18 protein-coding genes are annotated in these 18,733 nt (G+C 61.7%); 9 read left to right on the plus strand and 9 right to left on the minus strand.

Annotated elements, in window-relative coordinates; all coding sequences use genetic code 11:
- Positions 1–60: 60 nt before the first annotated feature.
- Both B0E55_RS06340 and B0E55_RS06345 read left to right on the plus strand, forming a co-directional pair.
- Positions 61–1,842, plus strand: a complete 1,782-nt coding sequence (locus B0E55_RS06340; protein WP_080909300.1) for a hypothetical protein — start codon at positions 61–63, stop codon at positions 1,840–1,842.
- A 16-nt stretch (positions 1,843–1,858) separates the two neighbouring features.
- Positions 1,859–2,788, plus strand: coding sequence for an LLM class F420-dependent oxidoreductase (locus tag B0E55_RS06345; RefSeq protein WP_020905735.1), 930 nt, complete (start codon positions 1,859–1,861; stop codon positions 2,786–2,788).
- Positions 2,789–2,803: 15 nt separating this feature from the next.
- Here the strand turns inward: B0E55_RS06345 and B0E55_RS06350 are convergent, their stop codons facing one another.
- The 3 genes from B0E55_RS06350 to B0E55_RS06360 form a co-directional block, all read right to left on the minus strand.
- Complete coding sequence (locus B0E55_RS06350; RefSeq protein WP_223257952.1) at positions 2,804–3,400, minus strand: Rv1733c family protein; 597 nt, start codon at positions 3,398–3,400, stop codon at positions 2,804–2,806.
- A gap of 111 nt (positions 3,401–3,511) precedes the next feature.
- On the minus strand, positions 3,512–4,225 hold the full coding sequence (gene msrA, locus B0E55_RS06355) for a peptide-methionine (S)-S-oxide reductase MsrA (protein WP_020905733.1): 714 nt from the start codon (positions 4,223–4,225) through the stop codon (positions 3,512–3,514).
- Positions 4,164–5,342 carry an acyltransferase family protein gene (locus tag B0E55_RS06360; RefSeq protein WP_020968085.1) on the minus strand — a complete coding sequence of 393 codons (1,179 nt, stop codon included), beginning with the start codon at positions 5,340–5,342 and terminating at the stop codon, positions 4,164–4,166. Before B0E55_RS06360 ends, msrA begins: the two co-directional genes overlap by 62 nt.
- A gap of 260 nt (positions 5,343–5,602) precedes the next feature.
- Here B0E55_RS06360 and B0E55_RS06365 point away from each other — a divergent pair, with 260 nt between their 5' ends.
- A complete protein-coding gene (locus B0E55_RS06365; RefSeq protein WP_003944189.1) occupies positions 5,603–6,226 on the plus strand; it encodes a superoxide dismutase in 624 nt (207 codons plus the stop codon).
- Here B0E55_RS06365 and B0E55_RS06370 read toward each other — a convergent pair whose 3' ends face one another.
- From B0E55_RS06370 to B0E55_RS06385, 4 genes are all read right to left on the minus strand, one after another.
- Positions 6,227–7,573, minus strand: coding sequence for a hypothetical protein (locus B0E55_RS06370; protein ID WP_080909301.1), 1,347 nt, complete (start codon positions 7,571–7,573; stop codon positions 6,227–6,229).
- Positions 7,574–7,617: 44 nt separating this feature from the next.
- Positions 7,618–8,766: an AI-2E family transporter gene (locus B0E55_RS06375; protein ID WP_080909302.1), complete on the minus strand. Its 1,149-nt coding sequence runs from the start codon at positions 8,764–8,766 to the stop codon at positions 7,618–7,620.
- Positions 8,756–9,328, minus strand: a complete 573-nt coding sequence (locus B0E55_RS06380) for an HdeD family acid-resistance protein (RefSeq protein ID WP_019746361.1) — start codon at positions 9,326–9,328, stop codon at positions 8,756–8,758. Before B0E55_RS06380 ends, B0E55_RS06375 begins: the two co-directional genes overlap by 11 nt.
- A 156-nt stretch (positions 9,329–9,484) precedes the next feature.
- A complete protein-coding gene (locus tag B0E55_RS06385) occupies positions 9,485–10,834 on the minus strand; it encodes a DUF1254 domain-containing protein (protein ID WP_080909303.1) in 1,350 nt (449 codons plus the stop codon).
- A gap of 165 nt (positions 10,835–10,999) precedes the next feature.
- On the opposite strand from B0E55_RS06385, the gene B0E55_RS06390 reads away from it, so the two are divergent.
- Both B0E55_RS06390 and B0E55_RS06395 read left to right on the plus strand, forming a co-directional pair.
- Positions 11,000–11,527, plus strand: coding sequence for a hypothetical protein (locus B0E55_RS06390; RefSeq protein WP_019746359.1), 528 nt, complete (start codon positions 11,000–11,002; stop codon positions 11,525–11,527).
- A gap of 292 nt (positions 11,528–11,819) precedes the next feature.
- A complete protein-coding gene (locus B0E55_RS06395) occupies positions 11,820–12,533 on the plus strand; it encodes a TMEM165/GDT1 family protein (protein ID WP_019746358.1) in 714 nt (237 codons plus the stop codon).
- 3 nt (positions 12,534–12,536) lie between these two features.
- On the opposite strand, the gene B0E55_RS06400 is transcribed toward B0E55_RS06395, so the two are convergent.
- Positions 12,537–13,556 (minus strand): Lrp/AsnC family transcriptional regulator, encoded by a 1,020-nt coding sequence (locus B0E55_RS06400; protein ID WP_080909304.1) that lies wholly within the window; start codon positions 13,554–13,556, stop codon positions 12,537–12,539.
- A 99-nt stretch (positions 13,557–13,655) separates the two neighbouring features.
- Between B0E55_RS06400 and B0E55_RS06405 the strand changes: the two genes are divergently transcribed.
- From B0E55_RS06405 to B0E55_RS06415, 4 genes are read left to right on the plus strand one after another with little or no spacing between them, the layout of a single operon-like run.
- Complete coding sequence (locus B0E55_RS06405; protein WP_080909305.1) at positions 13,656–14,864, plus strand: MFS transporter; 1,209 nt, start codon at positions 13,656–13,658, stop codon at positions 14,862–14,864.
- A gap of 27 nt (positions 14,865–14,891) precedes the next feature.
- Entirely contained in the window at positions 14,892–16,154 is a 1,263-nt protein-coding gene (locus B0E55_RS06410; protein WP_020905726.1) for an amidohydrolase, read from the plus strand.
- 33 nt (positions 16,155–16,187) lie between these two features.
- Positions 16,188–16,370, plus strand: coding sequence for a hypothetical protein (locus B0E55_RS32125; RefSeq protein ID WP_241896024.1), 183 nt, complete (start codon positions 16,188–16,190; stop codon positions 16,368–16,370).
- Positions 16,315–17,640: an amidase gene (locus B0E55_RS06415; protein ID WP_241896025.1), complete on the plus strand. Its 1,326-nt coding sequence runs from the start codon at positions 16,315–16,317 to the stop codon at positions 17,638–17,640. The genes B0E55_RS32125 and B0E55_RS06415 overlap by 56 nt, the downstream gene beginning before the upstream one ends.
- Before the next feature lie 12 nt (positions 17,641–17,652).
- Here B0E55_RS06415 and B0E55_RS06420 read toward each other — a convergent pair whose 3' ends face one another.
- Positions 17,653–18,666 carry an ABC transporter substrate-binding protein gene (locus B0E55_RS06420; protein WP_019746353.1) on the minus strand — a complete coding sequence of 338 codons (1,014 nt, stop codon included), beginning with the start codon at positions 18,664–18,666 and terminating at the stop codon, positions 17,653–17,655.
- Between the last annotated feature and the right edge of the window lie 67 nt (positions 18,667–18,733).

An 18,733-nucleotide genomic window follows, 5' to 3' on the forward strand; every position in this document is an offset into this window, starting at 1 on the left:
GACCGTTATCCCTTTTTTGCGGGAAGTCGGTTTTTGACACACCTGGAAGCATGACCGTCGATGACTTCTCCACAGCCCGAGCCAACTCTGACGTTCACCCCGAAACGGGTCGCGCAGCTCGCGTTCGTGTTGATCGGATGTCAGCTCGTCATTCGCGCCTGGGTTGCCGCGAGCAATTACTTCTACTGGGACGACCTCATCCTGATGGGCCGCGGAGGACGCTTCCCTCTCTTCTCGAGCGAACTCCTGCTCTACGACCACGACGGTCACTTCATGCCCGCGGCCTTCTTCTTCACCGGGTTGATCACCCGCATCGCGCCGTACAACTGGGCGCTGTCGGCAACGCTGCTCGTCATCGGCCAGGCCGCGGCGTCGTTGGCGCTTCTGCGCACTCTTCGGTTGGTCCTTGGTTGGCGACCGGCGCTGTTGATTCCGCTGATCCTGTATCTCTTCGTCCCGCTGACCCTTCCGTCGTTCTCGTGGTGGGCGGCCGCACTCAACGCCTTGCCGCTTCAGATCGCGCTTGCCTGGGCATGCGGCGACGCGATCAAGCTGTACCGCACCGGACATGTGCGCTACGTGTTCTCGGGCACCGCGGTTTTTGTCGTCTCTCTGCTGTTCTTCGAGAAGGCAGTGCTCGTTCCGTTCGTGGCACTCGCTTTTCTGGTGCTGTACTTGCGCACACAAGGTGAAGGAACGCCGATACGAAGTGCGGTCACGAAGTGCCGACGCCTGTGGACGGCCTGCGCCGCCGTGCTCGCGATCTGGATTCCGGTGTATCTGACAACTGTCGAATCTCCGATCACCGGCAACGGCCGTTCCATGTCCACCGAACTGCTGCATCACGGCACGTCTTTGGGGATGCTTCCCACCCTTCTCGGCGGCCCCTGGCGCTGGGAGCGGTGGATCCCCAGCCCCGCCTGGGCCGATCCGCCGACGGTCTTGGTGGCCGCGGCCTGGGCCGCGCTGCTGACGACGGTCGTGATGACCGTGCGTGCCCGACGCGGCGCTGCCTGGATCTGGGTCGCCGCGGCGCTGTACTTCCTGGCCTCTGTCGTGGCGATGACCGCTACCCGATCCGACGCCGACACCACGTACGAGTTGGCGCAGACCTTGCGTTACTTCACGGATTCGGCGACGGTGTTCGCCCTCGCCGCCGCTCTGATTCTCGCTGCACCTCGGCGGCGTCCGGCCCGGATACCCGTCGCAGTCGCCGCCGGCCTGTCGGCGCTCTTCGTGGTCAGTTCGCTCGTCTCGACCGTCACGTTCGTCGACATCTGGCGCGAGAACCCGACTCGCGACTACCTCGCCAACGCGCGAATGTCGTTGTCACAGAATGAGGATGCTCCACTGCTCGAGCAACCCGTCGCGATCGAAGTGCTCCTTCCCGTCGCCTTTCCGAACAATTTGGCAAGCAATGTTCTCGCGCCACTGCCTGATCGCCCCGAATTTTCTTCCAGCACTCCGATTCTGCGCAACATCGACGACAGCGGACGGATTGTCGATGCCGAAGTGACCTGGACGAGAAGGATTCCCGAAGGAGCGGCACCGAACTGCGGCACCCGTGCCGAAGGCCCGACCGAACTCCCCCTCGACGGCCCCCTGGCCGGCTGGGAATGGACGGTGCAGCTCAATTACCTCGCGAGCACCGACGGAACGATCGATGTCGCGTTGGAGTCCGGCGACGCAGTATCGGTACCCGTGACGCAGGGTTTGCACTCGGCATTCGTGCGCCTGGTCGGCCACGGAAACAGTGTGAAGATCACGCCGACAACGCCGGGACTGACGCTGTGTTTCGGCGCCGGACAAGTCGGTGCCGTCGTCCCGACCTCCGCAAAATAGTGGCAGAGTAGAAGTCATGGAGCTGCGTATATTCACCGAACCCCAGCAGGGCGCTACCTACGAACAACTACTGACTGTTGCCCAGACTGCCGAAAAACTCGGCTACGGCGCATTTTTCCGCTCGGACCACTATCTCGCCATGAATTCCGACGGCCTTCCCGGACCCACCGACGCGTGGATCACGCTCGCCGGAATCGCCCGCGAAACATCCACCATCCGCCTCGGCACTCTGGTGACGTCGGCTACGTTCCGTCACGCCGGACCGCTGGCCATCTCGGTCGCACAGGTCGATCAGATGAGTGGTGGCCGCGTAGACCTCGGCATCGGTGCCGGCTGGTACGAGGAAGAGCACCAGGCGTACGGCATCCCGTTCCCGGCGCTCAAGGATCGCTTCGAACTGCTCGAGGAAACTCTCGACGTAGTGACCGGCCTGTGGCGTACGCCGGTCGGCGACACGTTCGACTACGACGGTAAGCACGTGCAGATCAAGAACTCTCCCGCGCTTCCCAAACCGCACCAGGTCGACGGTCCGCCGATCCTGATCGGTGGCACGGGCAAGAAGAAGACTCCGGCGCTCGCCGCTCGGTTCGCGAACGAGTTCAACATCCCGTTCAAGTCCCTCGCGGAAACGAAGGACATCTTTGCGCGGGTTCGTCAGGCTTGCATCGACATCGAGCGCGATCCGAACGAATTGGTGTACTCCAACGCTCTCGTCCTGTGCTGCGGCCGCGACGAGGCGGAGATCAAGAAGCGCGCCGAAGCGATCGGACGCGACGTGGACGAGCTACGTGAGAACGGTCTGGCCGGAACACCTTCGGAGCTGGTCGACAAGATCGGCACTTTCGCCGAGGCCGGTTCACAGCGCGTGTACCTGCAGACTCTCGATCTGGCCGATCTGGATCATCTCGAACTCGTCGCAAGCGAGGTCATGCCCCAACTGCAGTGAGAAAAGGTCCGGGATCTACAGCGCGTTCGCGTCGAGGAACGCGCGTAGGTCTCGGTCCCACTGGGCCGAGCGGGAACGATCGAGAAAGACCCGCACCAGCATGAACGCGATGACCAACAGGGACATCACGCTGAACCAGGTGAAAACCCCGGTCACCACGGCTGCGACGTCGGCAGCACTCTGTGTGATCGGAGCTACGGTCTTGTCGCCGTGATCGTTGACGTAGATGGGGACCTCGGTGCCGACGGGCGTCGCCGAGTCGACAGTGACATCACCCGTGTGAACCTCACCGTTCCAGTTCCATTGCGCGCTGGCCATTTCAGTGGTCGGTGCAATGTAATCGGCTGTCGAGGGGGTGGTCTGCGTCGAGTCTGCAGTCGTCGTCGCCGAGATGCTGTGTAGTTCGGCGGATTGTTTGGCGATCAGTGCGTTCTGGCTCGAAGCCGTCGCAGCCCCTGCCCATACCGCGAGAGGCAGCAGAAGAATCGCGAAAATGATCAGACCGAAGGACATGAATCCTTCGATCCGATCACTGCGGCGAACCATCGGATCGTGGCCTACATGAATGGTGCGTCGGAGCAGCGACGCAGTTCCTCGCGTACTACCTGACATTATTAGCTCAGTTCTCTCGACGACACACTCTTACATCGAGATTCCCTTTGTTTCGATCTAGTTGCAAGTGTTAACGAGCTGAATCACATGTGTCCTCCAACACCTGTCCAGTTATTCACTCGGCGGAAGGATGTCCGTCTGCGCCGGAACCTGATCCTGACGGAGCAATCCGACCGGGCAACTGACGCCGGTGGCATGCACCGGGCAGTAGCCGCCGGGGTTCTTCGCCAAATACTGCTGGTGGTAATCCTCCGCGTAGAAGAAGTCGCGCAGCGGACCGATTTCGGTGGTGATCGCGCCGTATCCGGCTTCGGCAAGTCGTTCACCGAAAGCGACGGCCGACGCATGAGCGATTTCTTCCTGCTCGGCGGACGTCGTGAAGATCGCCGAACGGTACTGCGAGCCCTGGTCGTTACCCTGACGCATCCCCTGCGTCGGATCGTGGTTCTCCCAGAAGTGCGCCAGGATCTGCTCGTAGGAGATCACTGCGGGATCGAAGACCACCAGCACCACTTCGGTGTGACCCGTACGTCCGGAGCACGTTTCTTCGTACGTCGGGTTGGGGGTGAAGCCTCCCGCATAACCCGCAGCGGTTGTGTACACACCGGGAAGCTGCCAGAACTCCTTCTCGGCGCCCCAGAAACAACCCATCCCGACGACGACGGTCTGCAGTTCGGCCGGAAACGGCGGCGTCAACGGATGCCCGTTGACGTAGTGCGCGGTAGGTACCGGCATTTTCTGCTCTCGCCCGGGCAGGGCGTCCTCAGGCGCGATCAGCGTGGATTTTGCGGACGCTCGTCCCAGAATGTCGTCGTACCAGCTCATGCTTCGATGCTACGCGTGAGCGGCTGTTTCGCCACGCCGTGACCGCGCGGGCGCCGGGCAGCTCCACCCACCGGTAGCCGATTTCTGCTACCGCGGCCGTTGCCAGAAGGAACAGCGCGAACGCCAGCGTCGGTCCGACGTACAAAACGGTGTTCTCGACAACGCGGTACAGGATCAGGGTGTGCACGAGATAGATGATGTAACTGCGCGTCGAAAGCCATTTCACGACTGACCAGCGCGTCGGGACACCGTCGTAGCGGCCGATGAGAACTACCGCTGCGGCGACTACCGAAATGGTCCACAGGTAGTGCTCGCCGGCCCAGTAGACGCGGAACTGGGTCGCCACGATGATGACGTGCATCTGAACGAGGACGGCAACGATCAGCCAGCGGCCGGGAGCGAGCTTGGCCCACGCGAGGTACATGATCTGACCGAGGAAGACAGCCGGCAGCGTCGCGGCGATCTTGGACAGCATCGGCACCGTGTACGGCAACGGCGCGTAGACGTTGTAGAGCAGCACCAATGAGCACAGTGCTCCGCCCGCGAGCGGCATGACGATTGGACGCAGACGCAGTATCGGTCGAGCCGCGACGCAGGCGAGATAGAAGAGGAACTGGACGGTGAGCGTCCAGGTCACTCCGAGAACCGCTACCTCGGGCTTGAGAAAGAATCCGCCGAGAAAAAAGCTCATCAACGCTTCGGTATCGGAAATACCTTCCTGACCGCTGAACATTCCGTTGATTCCGAGGCGGACCAGAAGAATGGCAATCGCGGTTGCCACCCAGAATGCAGGCAGCAGGCGGCTGAATCGGTTGGTCAAGAACTTTCCGGGGCCGTCACGAATCGCGGACCGCGTCACCAGAGCGCCGGTCAGCATCATGAATACCGCGACGCCGACAAAAGAGAGGTGCTGGTTGAGTTCGGCAGGCTCGATCAGAACGCCGTAAACGACGTCGATCACCCACCAACCCGAGCCGAGATCGTCGATGACGTAAAAAGAGATGTGGGAGTAGATCACGGCGGCAACCGCCAGTGCTCGCAGCAGGTCAGCGCCCGGAAGATTCACCCGAGGCGCGGCCGCCTCTGGTGATTCCGGGAGGAAAACTGGTGCGGGCATCGCGCAAGTTTAAGGTTCCGTTCACCTTTACGACGAATTTGCGCATATTAGCTTACCCTTAGATCCGACTAAGTTCGGTTAACCAAACTTTATTCTTTGGTGATTACTACCTGAGCCGGACTGTTGCGGACGGTGTACGAATGTTATTGGGTGGAAACCCGAAGAATGATTTGCACATACGCGAGTGACGTCACGCCGTGACCGGTGATCGACGCACTCTAAAGCACCAGGGCTCACCAGCCCGCAAAGAAGGGACCCTCGTGTCTGTTTACACGCTGCCGGAACTCCCCTACGACTACGCAGCCCTCGAGCCGCACATCTCGGGCAAGATCATGGAGCTGCATCACGACAAGCACCACGCGGCTTACGTTGCCGGTGCCAACGCTGCACTCGAGAAGCTGGCCGAGGCTCGTGAGAACGACACCATCGCAGCGCAGGCCAACCTGCTCGAGAAGAACCTGGCGTTCCACCTCGGTGGCCACACCAACCACACCGTTTTCTGGAACAACCTCAGCGCTGACGGTGGCGACAAGCCCGAAGGCGAGCTCGCCGCAGCGATCGACGACAACTTCGGTTCGTTCGATCTCTTCCGCGCTCACTTCTCCGCGAACGCCAACGCCATCCAGGGCTCCGGCTGGTCCATCCTCGCGTGGGACTCGATCGGACAGCGTCTGATCATCGTCCAGCTCTACGATCAGCAGGGCAACATCTCCATCGGCCTCACGCCGCTGCTGCTCCTCGACATGTGGGAGCACGCTTTCTACCTCGACTACCAGAACGTCAAGGGCGACTACGTCAAGGCATTCTGGAACATCGTCAACTGGAACGACGTTTCGGCTCGCTTCGACCGTGCACGTACCCAGACCGCAGGTCTGATCGTCTAGTCACAGCTCTTCTTGCGAACGGCGGCGCCTCACCAGGGGCGCCGCCGTTCGCGTCAGCAGAGCGCCACCGAGCAGGACCGTCGTGGCTCCGAAGACCAATGCCAGTGTGCGAGTTCCGGAGTCACCACTGCTCGCGCTGGTCTGATTCACGGCCACCGGATCCGACAGCACCGAGGTCAACTGAACCTGCTGCGGAGTGGTCATCGCCGGAATACCGGATTTTGCGCCGTCGAGGCCCGTGACCAATGACTTGGCGATCCCTTGCAGCGTCGTGAATCCCTGGGTGATCTGATCGGTCACGTCGCCGAGCATCTGCGGTGCCTGATCGGCGATGGGGATGAGTCCGTCGTTCAATTGTCCGGCAGCACTGCTCAGTTGATCGCTCGCGCCTTGCAGCTGCCCGACAGCGGTGCGGACTAGATCACCGAGCTCCGTATCGGGTCCGACCGAGCCACCCAACAGCGCCGGAACGGTGCCCAATTGCGCATTCAGCGCACCGAGATCCGAACTCACACCGGCCAGTTGCGCTGTCACGTCGGGCGGGATCGGAAGGCCGTTCAACGCAGTTTGCAACGTGTCGATCCGTGTCTTCAATTCCGCGGTCGACGACGACGCCTCCCCCAGCGTCAGGCCCAGTGAGTCAGCGCGCGTGGCCAGCTCTTCCGCCGACCCCGACGCCTGATCGACCACGCCGGATACCTGGTCCGCCACGCTCATCAACTCCAACGCTCCCGAGCGTGCGGTCTCGAGATACGGCAGCAGAGTGCCTGCGCCTGCCTTCACCTGATCGATGGACTTTCCGGCCTCGTTGGTGCCGGCGACCAGAATCTGTGCGGTGGTGAGGTTTTGATCGATCGAGCGCCGCGCGGCCGAAGTCTGAGCCAGCAAACCCTTGATTCCGTCCGCGCCGACCTGCGCCGATACGGCCCGAGTCAACTCGGCGGACTTCTCCGGGTCCGAGCCATTCACCGCCAGTTCGACACTGGCTTGGCGGGGATCAGTGCCGAACATCGACGCGACGGTTTCGCTGAAGTCTTCCGGCACCGTCAACGTCGCGAAGTAGTTCCCGCCGGGATTGTCGACCACCTGGAAGTCGAAGTCTTCGTTCTTGCCCAACGTGTCCACCAGGGTGTCGCCGGCCCGAAGTTCCTTGCCGTCGAGCGTGGTTCCCGCGTCGGCGTTCACGATCGCGACGGTGTTCGAGGAATCGGCACCGCCCGCGAAGATCACGAACCCGATCCCCGCCACCGCAGCCGCGACAATCGCGGCCACACCACCCACTGCCAGCCGTCGACCGAGGCGTGACGGCTGGCGGTGGGAGTTCTCGGTGGTGTTCTCGGCGCTCATGGGCGAGACGATAAAGCAACAACTTGTAGAAACACTGAGAAGTTCTAGGTGGGCGCCGGGGTCGGTTTCGCTTCTTCTTTCGGGTCTTCATCCGGTTCGGTTCGAGGACCACTGATCAGGATGTCCGCCCAGCGTGTGGCCGGGTCGATGTCGAGCAGGACGGCCTTCACCAGCAACGAGAGCGGAATCGCCAGCAATGCTCCGAGTGCTCCGAGAACCCACGCCCAGAAGACAAGCGAGAGGAAGGTCATCGTCACCGACAGCCCGACGGCGTCGCCGACGAACTTGGGTTGGATGATGGACTGGATCACGAAGTTGATGACGGAGTAGACGACGATCACCCACAGCATCAGCCACGGCCCGCCCTGAAGGAGTCCCAGGAGCGCCGGTGGGATGACGCCGATGACAAACCCGATGTTGGGGATGTAGTTGGTGATGAACGACAGCAGCGCCCACAGGACGGGCAGCTGAATGCCCATCAGCCACAGCGCACCACCGTCGAGTACCGCCACGATGAGGCCGAAGACCGTCGAGACGACCAGATATTTGCGAGTTCCGGCGGCAAAGGTGGAGAGCGCGTAGGAGATTTCGGGACGTTGCTCCGACAGCACATTCAACCGCGAGCGGATACTCATGCCGTCGAAAGCCATGAACAACAACAGCGCGAGGATGAACACCAGATCCGACAGAATGCCGAGCAGACCCTCCAGCCCGCTTTCGAGTACGCCCACGACCTTCGTGAGATCGATACTGCTGAGTGTGCTTTGGATCTGTTCGGTGCTGACTCCGAAGTCGGCCAACTTGTCGCGGCCCTCGTTGAGGAGGTTGGTCATCTCCTCGGAGTATTGAGGCAGGATTGTCGCCAACTGGGCCGTCGACACGATCAACGACGCCGCCAACCCGAGCAGAATCAGGTACACGGTGACCAGTGAGCCGAGCATCCCGACCCACTTGGGCCACCCTCGTCGCTGTGACCAATCCTGAATGGGCTGAACGGCAATCGTCAGCACGAGCGCCAGGAATACCGGTCCGAGGATGCCGCCGAACACCTTCATTCCGCCGACGGCAACCACGGTGGCCGCGAGACCGAGCAGGACGATCAGACCGCGCGGGATCGACCAGTTCGCACTACCGGAAAGCGTGGGGATCGGAGCGGGAGCCGCGGCGGCCGGCTTGCCCTTCCTAGAGAACACCGGCTTCCTTTGCCCGGCTTCTGATCTGGAATGCGCCCACGATCATGAAGAGGCCGAACAAGATTGCGTACCAACCCAACAGCCAGATGAGGCTGATGATGCCTTCGCCTGGTGCGATCAGAAGGATGATGCCGAAGATGACCGCGAGCACCGATGCGGCGAGCAGCCATCCCCAACTGGATCCTGGCAGCGCTTTCATCTTGAAGGCGCCGACAATTCCGAAGATTCCGAACATGATGGCGTAGAAGGCAATTATGTACAGAAGTACCAGCGCCGTGATGCCTGGCCAGACCAGCGCGACGATACCGGCTCCCACCGAAACGACGCCGGTGAACACCCACCATCCCCACGAACTCAGGTGTTCGCGGTCCCGGATGGCTCGAACGAGCGTGATCAAGCCGTCGACAATGGAGTAGATACCGAACAGGAAAACCAAGGCCACCACGGTAATTCCCGGCCACACGAGCGCGATGATTCCGAAGATCACGCCGAAGATTCCGCGGATCAGGATCATCCACCAGATCTCTTTGCCGTACTGCACGAACGGATTCTGCGTGACCATCAGTAGCCTCCGAAGCAAGCGGGTGTCTCTGACCGATTCAACAGCTTTTCAAACAGGGCAATACCGACAGATCGTATGGCTATCGTGACCTTTCCGCCCATCGAAACGCGCGGCTGATACCGAGTTGTGCTCTTCGGGTGCGAAGCGAGGGGACTTTCAGCCCGCTTCCCGAATACTTGCTTCCCGAATACCGGGCGCAGTCCACGATCCCGAAAGCACTGCAGCCTTCGGCCAGTACAGGCGCAGAAAGACGTTGAATTCACCGGACGGAGCCGGCAGCCAGTTCCGCTCCTTCTCGCCACCAGGCGACTCGTGCTGGAGATAGATGTCCAGCGAGCCGTCGTCGGCGAACACCAGATCACTTCGATCGCCGATGGCATATCGATCGATCGGGTTGTCCACGAAGTACTGTCGCTCGTTCATCATCGTGAGCGACCAAAATCCCTCGACCGGCGGGAACTCGTCCTTCTCGAAATGAAGTACGTACTTCTTCTCACCGGTCAGAGGCTTACCGTCGACGTCGGTGGTGGCGTGCGGGTACACGGCATCTGCGTCGAGGTTGGCCCCGAAACCGAGCCAGACGATCAGAGCCCGCTGAGCGTAATGAGTCCCGTAATGCCCCAAGCCGCGGTGCATCGTCCAGCCGTTCTTCGGATTGCCTTCCGCCTCCTTGGCGATCTCGCTCAGCACGTCCATTCCGGTCCGCGCAGCCCGGTCGAGGGCATCACGCACCTCTTGCGGGCGCGACTTCCAGGGCAGCGAGGAGCCGATTCCGATGTCGGACAGCTGTTTCATCATCTCGGTATCCTCCGGACGCGGAGGATTGTCGTCGAGAAGTGCGTCGAGCGTGGTGAAAAAGGCCTCGCCGTCCATTGCTGCCACCTGGTCCACCGGCGGTGTGCGCGTGTCGACAGCGGAGTTCACCGGAACTTCTCCGGGCGTGTAGGCCTTCGGGTCACCCGTCCATTCCGACAGTGGTGTGAGTCGCGTCCGGTCCTGCAGGCTGTGCACTTCGGCCAGGTCCGTTCCCCCTGACGTCGCGTAGCGGGCGACTATCCAATTCATCGCCGTCGGCGACCGCAGCAGCGTCAAACCCTTGGGCACGTTGCCTTTCCAATTCGGTCCGGCCACCAGGTACGGCCCCCCGGTGCGTCCTACCGTCCGAGATCCCGGCACCGTGAAGACGTCGCTCCACGCGTCGAGGATGGGGACCAACCAGTACCGGGTGCCGAAGTCCGGCAGCGAGAGCACCTGCGGTTCCGTCGAGACGTCCAGCCACCCCGACGAGTAAAGAGTGTCCGCGTTGGGCGAGACGACATCGGTGAAGCTCGCGTCGGGCGTCGTACGCGCATAAGCGAACTGGTTGAGCGGGGCTTTCATCGCCACCGGGGTCGGCGTCGCCGTCATGACGTCACGCGATACCGCCGCAATCAACAGGGGATACCCGAAGATCCACGCCTGCGTTGCCAGGTCTTCGAGCCGAGAACGGTTCTTCGACAGAGTCATGCCTGCGCATACCACCGCTCTCACCAGCGCAAACCTGGCTGGCACTCTCCCTGTCTTGTGTGCCAGTACCGAATAGGTGCATATTTCGATTACCCAACGAGGTGTGCCGGACCGACGCATGCGCGTCAGACCGAGATTTGCCCCAGCACCGAGGGAGGAACAGAAATGAACAGAAACGAAGCAATAGGCATTTCTCCGTTCCAAGCCGCTGGGTCTTTGCAGGGTTTCGTCATTTCCGGCCGTTGGCCGGACACCACCCAGGAGTGGGCGCAGCTTCTCGCCCTGGCTGTCCGAGTGGCCTCGATGCCGGGATTGTTGCCGACGACGACGGTCTTCGGAGTGCGTGAGGACGTTCCCGAGGATCCGCAACCCGGCACCGTCGGTCTGGTGGTTGCCGAAGGTCCGGTGCTCGGCGATTTTGCACTGACACCCGGCCGTTTCTCCGACCATCAGCCGCCGGCACTGATCATGCTGCACCCGCCGTCGGAAACTACCCCCAGCCTGCCGGAATGCGAGGGAAGCGCGTCGGGGTGCGTACTACTGCCAGGACTTCCCTACCTGGGCTTGGAGCATCGTGCGGCCTGGGTGGAGGCAGAGCCGGACGGCACGGTCGTCTCCATGATCAGCCGCGTCGGCATCGATTTGATCAGCGATCCCGACACCGCTGTTTTGGCCATGCTCCTCGCTTCGTGACGGCCGCGGTAAGCGATAAGTTCGGACTCCCAAACTTGCTGTGCGCTTTGCCAATTCGAGCCGACCGCGCTAACGTGGGTAGCAACGAAGGGGAGTAGCCCCCAATCGCCTGTGTCGACATACTGGTTCGACGCGCTCCGCCTGGTGTGGATCGCGAAGCACCCGGCCTGGCGAACCGAAGGTCCTGTGGCCTCGGTGGGCGAGACCTTCGGCCGGACAAGCGCACTATGCGCCTGCCCAGGCCGGAGGCTCGCATTTTTCCTCCGACCTACACCGACCGGAGGAGTAAACCTTGCTTGCCGCAATACTTTTGAGTTTCGGCGTCATTTTCGTCGCGGAACTCGGCGACAAGTCGCAACTGATGGCAATGACGTTTGCCTTGCGATATCGCTGGTGGGTCGTTCTCGGCGGAATCACCGTCGCCACCACCCTTGTTCACCTTGTCTCGGTCGCCGTCGGCCACTACCTGGGCGTCGCACTCCCCACCGCGGCAATTTCCATCGTCGGCGGGATCGCGTTCCTGATCTTCGGCCTCTGGACCCTGCGCGGTGACGATCTCACCGACGACGAGCAGAACAAAGCCGGTCGCGTCACGCGATCCGCCTTCATCGCCGTCGCGTCGGCCTTCTTCCTGGCAGAACTCGGCGACAAGACCATGCTCGCCACCATCACCCTTGCGACAGACAACGACTGGATCGGCGTCTGGATCGGGTCGACGGTAGGCATGGTGGCGGCCGACGCTCTCGCCATCATCGTCGGCTCGGTACTGGGCAAGCACCTCCCAGACGGATTCATCAAGATCGGCGCCGCGGTGCTGTTCTTCGTCTTCGGTGTCTGGCTGCTGCTCGAGGGCATCTTCCCCGACTCGTCGGCCGGCATCATCGGCGGTGGCGTTGTCCTGGCAGTGTCCGTACTGGGTGCGCTGGCACGGATGATCTGGAAGCGCTCCCGTGCGACCGACTCCGATACACACCTCGTCGACGACAATCGGACGCCGATCGACTGACGCTCAACGAATAACGTCGCCGGCGCCCCAAATCGCGACCGGGACATGACCTTCCGCCACTCCGCTCGGTCCGAGTAGCTGCCCGAACCGCTTCATCGGGTACAGCGAGACACGTCGATCGAGGATCCGCACACTACCGATTCGGCGGAGTCGATCCTCGACGACAAGACTCTGCGCGAGGCTGCTCAGCCACACGCTGATCAACATGTTCGCTGTTCCGGTAGTCGCCACCAACAATCTGATCTCCGGCCAACTCGACACAAGATTGCCGAGTTCGTCGGTGGAACCGTCCACAGCGACATCGAAGATCACTTCGAACGGTGAACCGACAGCCTGTTGCGAGACATCGCAGCGGAAAATCAACTGTCGCGATGCAGTCAGCTGGGCCAAGCGCCGTCGAATCGCAGTCTCGTTCGTTCCACAAATCGCGGCGAGACGCGCATAGCTGGCACGTCCGTCACGGCCGAGCGCCTCCAACAGGGCACCGTCGGACTCACGGAACACTGTCGGATCTGCCGGCGCCGCAGCGGTTGCCAGCTGAGCGCGACCTGCTTGCCCCAGAGCGCCCGGCTCCCAACTGAAGCCGTCTCGGTACACCTTCACCCCGACCCGGCTTCTGATCGACAAGATTCCAGGATCGGCAGCAAGGTGCTCACACACCAAGGCGTCCAAACTCTTGTGGTCGGCGGCCACAACTCCGACGAAGTACTCGTACTCACCTTCCGTCCTGGCCAACAGATAAGCGCAGGCCAGCTCACGTAACCGCTCCCCCACGTCGGCAACCGCATCCTGAGTGGTCCTGATCAGGAGATAGCCGAATATGTGGGTTCGACCGATTGCGACCGCGTTGACCCACGAATGACCGTTCGAGACGAGGCGACGCCACCGGCGGGCGATCGTCGTCGAATCCATGTCGAGTACCGACGACAACTGTGTCCACGACGCGCGGGGGTTGAGTTGGAGTGCATTGATGATCTCCAGATCAGATTCCGCGATCACAAATGCGTCGGATTCCGGCTTCATCTGCCAAGTATTGCTGGATTACTGCATTCTGGCCGGTGATCCCTGCCTGTTTGCCGAAGATATGTGAATCACTTCACAGGTTCACCACTTGGAGGCCCAGTGCTTCGCTCCACCAAAGTCACGGTCGCGCTGCTGTTCGTCGCCTACGCGATCGACTACATAGATCGGCTGGCGATCAACCTCGCCCTCCCTTTGCTCGGTGAGGAGTTCGATCTCGACTACTCCCAGCGTGGATTGATCATCTCCACGTTCTTCATTGCATACACACTGGCCCAACTGCCTGGTGGACTGCTCGCCGATCGATACGGCGCAGTCCGGATGGCTCTGATCGGGTTGGTGGCGTGGAGTGTCTTCACCGGCCTCACCGCCCTTGCGTGGTCGTTCGGGACGCTTCTGGTTGTTCGCTTTCTCTTCGGTCTCGCACAGGGCGTGTTTCCGGCAGCCGCAGTAAAGCTGGTTGCCGAACGCAGCATCCCGGAGCAACGTGCCACCGCAACCGGATGGATGAACAGTTCCAACGCCGTCGGTACGCTTCTCGCCATTGTCGTTGCGGCAGCGCTTCTCCCGTTGATCGGCTGGCGTGGGATGTTTCTGGCCGTCGCGGCGCTCGGCGTACTCTCGCTCGTCAGCATCAAGTTGTGGCTCCCGCCCGCACTTCCGGCGGAGATCGACCACGGTCCGGATTCCTCCTGGGACAACATGCGCACCGTACTTCGCTCCCGCGCGATGTGGCTCTTCGCCTTGATGTTCTTCGGCTACGACTTCGTGATCTGGGGGATGTCGTCCTGGGTTCCGTCCTACCTCCATGACGAACGTGGAATCGCCCTCTCGAGTGCGAGCCTCCTTCTCATCCCGGCAACCGTGGTGGCCGCCGTGACCACCGTCATCGGCGGCCGAATCTCGGATCGACTGGCAGGCAACAGCCGCATCGTCGTAGTGCCGTCCATGCTCGCGTGCATCGTGATGCTCGTTTCAGTTCCTTTCGCCTCCAACACGGCCTTGTTCGTCGTTCTCGTCACCCTCGGATCTGCCGCTGCCTCTTTCGCTTTCATGCCGTGTTTTGCACTCCCACTTCGTAGCCTGCCTTCATGGGTTGTCGGAGCCGCCTCGTCGATGATCATTTTCGGCGGCATGGTCGCCGGGATAGTCGCACCGCTGGTGTTCGGATTCATCGTGGACCACCTCTCCTGGTCAGCGGCGTTCGTATCGCTCGCGCTCGGGCCCGTCGTGGCGATCATCGCGGTAATGGCAGCGCCGCAGACCCGAGAAAAGATGCTGAACCTGGTGCAACTGAAAACCGCCAACTGATCATCACCAACCGAAAGAAGATCGACCATGAACCAACTGCTTTCGAATCTTGAATTCGGAGACCCGTCGCGGTTGCGAACCGTCGAGCCGCACTGGTTCGATCTGTACCGGGACCTGCACGCACACCCCGAGTTGTCCGGCAACGAAACTCGCACTGCCGCACTTGTTGCCGAAGAGCTTCGGCGGATCGGCGGCTGGGACGTCACGATCGGAGTCGGCGGCACGGGTGTCGTCGGTGTTCTCCAAGGGAGCAGCGGGCCGGTGATCCTGCTACGCGCCGACATGGACGCGTTGCCGGTCGCAGAAGACACCGGGCTGTCATACGCCTCCAAGACGGATGGCGTCATGCATGCGTGTGGCCACGACGTCCACGTCACCGCGCTACTTGCCACGTGCGCAGCACTTTCCGCGGATCCGACGTCGATCACCGGCACTGTTGTCGCGGTCTTCCAGCCTGCCGAGGAGACCGGGTCCGGCGCTCGTGCGATGGTCGACGACGGAATCTTCGACCGCTTCCCGCGACCGGACCTCTGCCTGGGACAACACGTGGGCCCGACTCCGGCTGGGATGCTGGTCAGCAAACCCGACATCTTGATGGCAGCATCCGACACGATTCGAGTGGTTTTTCACGGCCGTGGTGGACATGCGTCATCGCCGTACGCGTGCATCGACCCCTTGTTGATGGCAGCATCTTTCGCGCTGCGCATTCAAAGTCTGGTCGCTCATGAAGCGGCAACCCCGACAGCACCGGTGCTCACGGTGGGAGCATTGCACGCCGGCACAGCTGCGAACATCATTGCCGACGACGCCGAACTACTACTCAGCCTGCGAACTTTCAGTGCGTCGTCGCGAGAACACATGCTCGAATCTGTAGGCCGGATCGCTCGCGCAGAAGCGGACGGAGCAGGCGCCGCCGAAGCGCCGGACGTTCATGCGTACAACGGCTTTCCGGCCACGGTCAATACTCCGGACGCAACGTCCACGGTGATGACCGACCTACGCCGGGCAGGATTGGGAATGCACACCCTGCCGCAACCGCTTTCAGGCAGTGAGGACTTCGGAGTCTTCGGCACTGCTGCCCAATGCCCCTCCGTATTCTGGCATTTCGGCGGGACGGCGCTTCGGAGTTTCGACGAAAGGGCTCTCGCCGCACTCGCCGAGGGACGGATTCCTCCCGGCACACCCTCGAATCACTCACCGCGCTTCGCGCCGGATCCGGCCGCGGCACTACCCGAAGGTGTCACGGCTATGACTGCGGCCGCACTGGGCGCCCTTGCGCGAAGCGCGTGATTCCTACACATACTTCTCCAGGGAGATAACGCAATGTCAGACGACCTGCATTACCTCAGCGCCACCGAAGCTATTGCACACTTTCGCACGCGAGAATTGTCTCCGGTCGAGCTGCTACAAGCAGTCGTCGACCGAACCCAGAAGTTCGAACCTCACATCAATGCCTTCACCGAAGAGATGTTCGAGGAGGGCACTCATCGGCGCTCGGGAAGCTGAGAGCCGATATCTCGGCCACGGACCCGATCCGCGGCCGCTGGAGGGAATTCCGGTAGCTGCCAAGGAAAAACACGCTATTGCCGGAAAGTCTCTGACCGAAGGTTCGCTGGCGGCACGCGGAAACATCGCCCGCGAGAACGCACCGGTGATCGATCGAGTTCTGGCAGCAGGCGGCTTGATTCACGCACGCACCACGACGCCGGAGTTCTGTGTTGCGGCGTTCACGCACTCTCCACTGTGGGGCGTGACTCGCAATCCCTGGAACCTCGATTACAGTCCCGGCGGTTCATCCGGAGGCGCGGGCGCCGCCCTCGCTGCCGGAACTACCACTCTGGCAACAGCATCCGATATCGGCGGGTCGACGCGGGGCCCGGCAGGCTTCACCGGCACCGTCGGGCTCAAAGCGTCGTACGGCCGCATTCCCGGGGTCGCCCCGCTGTCCATGGATTCCTACCGTGGCGACGGTCCGATGGCCCGAACTGTCGACGACGCAATTCTTTTGGCCAACGTTCTGATCGGGCCGGATCCGCGTGACCATTCTTCCCTCAGGCCGGCGATCACGCTGCCACACGAGTACCCGTCGGTCGAGGGAATGCGCATTGCCCTGTGCGTGCGGCTCGGCGACTTCCCGATCGAGCCTGACATCGAGGCGAACACCCGGGCTCTCGCACAGTCGTTGGTCGATGCCGGCGCGATCGTCGAGGAGATCGAGTTGCCGTGGACTCGTGATTCGATGGCAGCAGCGGTGAAAGTCCATTTCGGAACGATCATGGGTGCATCCGTCGCGGAAGTTGCTCGCGTCCACGGTGATCTTCTTGCCGACTACACGCTCGACAACGTCGCGATCACGTCGAAGGGCGCTGCAGAAATGTCATTTCTGGACGGCCTTCGCAAAGAAACCCAGATGCAACGAGAGCTCGCCGAGGCGATGGCTCCATTCGATGCGCTGATCTGCCCGACTTCGGGCACCATCGCCTTCCCGGCAGGCGAGTCTTTGCTCGACGGCCTCACGGTTGCGGGCCAGCACGTGAACACCACCGCCGAAGCACTTCTCACGTTGCCGTTCAACGTCGCCAATCGGTGCCCCGTACTAGCGGTGCCCAGTGGACACGCACACAACGGCGTTCCCACGGGCGTCCAGATCGTCGGCCATACGTACGACGAACCGACCGTGTTCCGGATCGGCAAAGCACTGGAGAAGATCCGCCCGTGGGCATACACCGACCAGCATCAACCGAGGCTGGACGTGGTGGCGCCGGCTTCCTCTTGATTGCTGAGGAGATCAGAGCTTGGCTCTGATCTCCTCAGCGATCGGCTGGAACTGCTCGAGGAACGTCAGGGCCCAACCGAACGACGCGACGCCCTCGTAGTCGAACGAGTACACCTGATCGTTCTTGACGGCGCGCAGACGCTGGAAGATGGTGTCGTTCGCCAACTTCTCGTTGATGGGGCCCTTGCCACTGTTGGTGATGATGACGTCGGCTTCGTCGAGTAGCTCCAACTGCTCCTTCGGGAACCACTCGTTGCTGCCGGCAGGAATTGCGAGTGAGCGGTCGTTGAACTGGAACCCGGCCTCGCTGATGACCGTCGTCTGATACTTGGTCGGCGAGTACAGCGAGAAACCACTCTCCTCGAAGTACGTGGTGTAGACGACCTTCACCTTGCTCAACACGTCAGCATTGTCGCTGCGGAACTTCGCGATCCGCGCCTCGTACCGGTCTGCCAACTCTTGAACCTTCGCACTCTGGTTGAGTGCGTCCGCGACCCCGAGGGCGCGCTCCTTCCACGCGTACTGGCCGTCTTCGGCAAAAACTGCGGTCGGTGCAATCGACCGGATCTGCTCGTAAAGATCCGGGTTGTTCTCCGAAAGGAGGTTGGTCATCACGATCAAGTCGGGAGACAAAGCCGCTATCGCCTCGGCGTTGGGCTCGTACCAGCGTCCCACCTTCGGAAGAGACCGCAGGGCAGACGCATACGGTTCCGGGACACCGTCGGCGTTCTCGTAGTCCACCGGCAATCCGACGGGCGTGAATCCGGCGTCGAACATCGCGGGGCCCGTGTAGTAATCGGCGCTGACCACTCGCTGCGGGTTGGTGGGAACCTCCACCTGCCCCAGGGCCGTGTTGATGGTGCGCATCGAGCCCTCGGCCGATTCACTGGAGCTGGTTCCACAGGCCGTGAGCAATCCGATCCCCGCCAAGGCACCGGCCCCGAGGAAACCGCGTCGGGTAAGTGCTGCGGTGATGCGAGCGAACTCGGCATCGGTGTCAGCGGTAGGCAAGAGAAGTGATGTCATGGGTTTCCTGACGGTATCCGAATTAGGGCTACCTAAAATTACTCTCACCTGCACTGTTACGGTGAAG

The organism is Rhodococcus sp. 66b (assembly GCF_002076325.1).
Lineage (GTDB): Bacteria > Actinomycetota > Actinomycetes > Mycobacteriales > Mycobacteriaceae > Rhodococcus_F > Rhodococcus_F erythropolis.

Coding starts and splice junctions, on each gene's coding strand:
- B0E55_RS06340 (WP_080909300.1), top strand. CDS start 61: ATGACTTCTCCACAGCCCGAGCCAACTCTGACGTTCACCCCGAAACGG.
- B0E55_RS06345 (WP_020905735.1), top strand. CDS start 1,859: ATGGAGCTGCGTATATTCACCGAACCCCAGCAGGGCGCTACCTACGAA.
- B0E55_RS06350 (WP_223257952.1), bottom strand. CDS start 3,400: ATGTCAGGTAGTACGCGAGGAACTGCGTCGCTGCTCCGACGCACCATT.
- msrA (WP_020905733.1), bottom strand. CDS start 4,225: ATGAGCTGGTACGACGACATTCTGGGACGAGCGTCCGCAAAATCCACG.
- B0E55_RS06360 (WP_020968085.1), bottom strand. CDS start 5,342: ATGCCCGCACCAGTTTTCCTCCCGGAATCACCAGAGGCGGCCGCGCCT.
- B0E55_RS06370 (WP_080909301.1), bottom strand. CDS start 7,573: ATGAGCGCCGAGAACACCACCGAGAACTCCCACCGCCAGCCGTCACGC.
- B0E55_RS06380 (WP_019746361.1), bottom strand. CDS start 9,328: ATGGTCACGCAGAATCCGTTCGTGCAGTACGGCAAAGAGATCTGGTGG.
- B0E55_RS06385 (WP_080909303.1), bottom strand. CDS start 10,834: ATGACTCTGTCGAAGAACCGTTCTCGGCTCGAAGACCTGGCAACGCAG.
- B0E55_RS06390 (WP_019746359.1), top strand. CDS start 11,000: ATGAACAGAAACGAAGCAATAGGCATTTCTCCGTTCCAAGCCGCTGGG.
- B0E55_RS06400 (WP_080909304.1), bottom strand. CDS start 13,556: ATGAAGCCGGAATCCGACGCATTTGTGATCGCGGAATCTGATCTGGAG.
- B0E55_RS06410 (WP_020905726.1), top strand. CDS start 14,892: ATGAACCAACTGCTTTCGAATCTTGAATTCGGAGACCCGTCGCGGTTG.
- B0E55_RS32125 (WP_241896024.1), top strand. CDS start 16,188: ATGTCAGACGACCTGCATTACCTCAGCGCCACCGAAGCTATTGCACAC.
- B0E55_RS06415 (WP_241896025.1), top strand. CDS start 16,315: ATGCCTTCACCGAAGAGATGTTCGAGGAGGGCACTCATCGGCGCTCGG.
- B0E55_RS06420 (WP_019746353.1), bottom strand. CDS start 18,666: ATGACATCACTTCTCTTGCCTACCGCTGACACCGATGCCGAGTTCGCT.